The sequence below is a fragment of the Candidatus Desulfolinea nitratireducens genome (assembly GCF_982879505.1).
On the sequence record NZ_CEYOSI010000095.1, the window covers coordinates 1 to 1,715 of the forward strand.

4 protein-coding genes are annotated in these 1,715 nt (G+C 50.8%); all 4 read right to left on the reverse strand.

Annotated features, from left to right (window positions below):
• Nucleotides 1-44: 44 nt before the first annotated feature.
• Genes AC3DOM_RS09745 through AC3DOM_RS09760 form a run of 4 tightly spaced genes read right to left on the reverse strand, consistent with a single transcriptional unit; the run spans nt 45 to nt 1,662 of the window.
• Nucleotides 45-314: a EutN/CcmL family microcompartment protein gene (locus AC3DOM_RS09745; RefSeq protein ID WP_487918852.1), complete on the reverse strand. Its 270-nt coding sequence runs from the start codon at nt 312-314 to the stop codon at nt 45-47.
• Entirely contained in the window at nt 311-631 is a 321-nt protein-coding gene (locus tag AC3DOM_RS09750; protein ID WP_487918853.1) for a EutN/CcmL family microcompartment protein, read from the reverse strand. The genes AC3DOM_RS09745 and AC3DOM_RS09750 overlap by 4 nt, the downstream gene beginning before the upstream one ends.
• A gap of 9 nt (nt 632-640) precedes the next feature.
• On the reverse strand, nt 641-1,021 hold the full coding sequence (locus tag AC3DOM_RS09755; protein WP_487918854.1) for a hypothetical protein: 381 nt from the start codon (nt 1,019-1,021) through the stop codon (nt 641-643).
• A gap of 14 nt (nt 1,022-1,035) precedes the next feature.
• A complete protein-coding gene (locus tag AC3DOM_RS09760) occupies nt 1,036-1,662 on the reverse strand; it encodes a hypothetical protein (protein ID WP_487918855.1) in 627 nt (208 codons plus the stop codon).
• Nucleotides 1,663-1,715 lie beyond the last annotated feature (53 nt).

Here is a 1,715-nt window from a genome sequence, read left to right on the forward strand (position 1 = left end):
GGCATTTGGGTTTATACTGGGCCTATGAGAAATTCCCTTAATGATTACTCTACATATAACGAATCCACGATTCCTACAATAACAGAAATAATACAGCCATCCGGCAGGTTGAGCGTGGCACGCGCACCGTTACCCTCACGGTTGACAAGGACGGTATCGCCGATGCCCGCCTGAGTATTATCCACAGCGATGAAATCACCTGTTGCGCTTTCACCTTCCAGCATCAGCGGCTGGACAGTGAGCAAACGACGATGATCAAAATGGGGATGGCTGATGGTTGTTACAACCGTACCGGTCACTTTACCAAGGATCATGTGTATTTTGTCCAACCCTTCTTTAGCGTGAAATCAAACTCCCCATCAGGGCGGACGGTTAATTCGTCCACAATACCGACCAACGAAAGATCGACGGGGACAAATTTATGCTCCCTCATCGAAAGAGCGGCTTCGCGCGAGCGGACCATCATGCACAGATCGCCGGGACCGGCATCCACTACGTCCACGGCCACCTGCATGGGGCCCGCATCCTCGAGGTGGCTATCGAGCGGCTGCACGATAAGCAATTTCATCCCCTTCATATCGGGGTATTTCACTGTGCAAATCGCTGTGCCGCGGACGCGTCCTAGTAACATATTTATGCCTTAGTTGGTGTTGATATTTCTCAGCACACGTGTGATGATCACATCGAGCAGTTTGGGATCGACCGAAGTTCCCAGCTTGGCGACAACAGCCGCGTGGATGCGCTCGTGCAGAACATGTTTATCAGACGGAGGCAGGCTAGAGGTCACGTTGCGTACCGGCGCAGACTTCTGCGCAGTCACCTTTTTAACGGGCTGAGCGATATACGGTCGCTCTGGCGCTGCAGGCGGTTTATCGTTCTGAGTGACCATTTCCATCCCCAATTTATTTGCCCGTGTGTAGGCCAGATCGGTCAACGCAACGTTATCATCCACAACCAGTGAAAGCACGCCCTGTTTGACCAAATCTTCAATATCTCGTTCTGTATAAAAGGTTTTCGCCATGGATAACTCCTGATCTAGCCGTCGACACCTTCGAGGTTTTCAAGGGCGCGAATGGCGGCATCTCGTGCAGTGATTGCTTCAGATTCTGTACCTGAAAGCCACATGCGACCAAAGCGCCCAACTGAAGCAACATGGACCACGTTGATATTGGATGCTTTTTCAGCTTCGTTACAGGCATAGTTAATATAGGCCGCTGGAGCGCACTCAACCACAAGCAGGGTCTGGCCGGGGACGAGCATGGTCCCACGTCTCCAACGATTGAGCAACTGCGCCTGATAGGGGTCAATATTGGTGATGACCTGCACCGAAGCCACTTTTGGACGGATTCGATCCTCTGCGCTTAGACCAAGTCGGTCAAGAACAATCCGACCGGATTCAAGAACATCAGCTTGCTTATGCGAATGGATCTCAAACATCCCAAATTCGCGCTCAACAATTTGCGCACCGGGCTTGGCTTCGGTAGCCTTTACGGCAATATCGACCATGCGAAAAACTTCATTGCCGGGAGCCATCTCGATGTAGAGGGAAGCCATCCCTGAGGTAGGCAGATCTCCTTGCGTGATCGTGCCAACGAAGGCCGCATACTGCGGCTGCATTCGGTCAAGATAACAATAGCAACGTAATGAAAATTCATTAGCCATGGAAAACTCCTAATCTTGATAAAGAAAAATCTTTTTACCACAAAGGACACAAA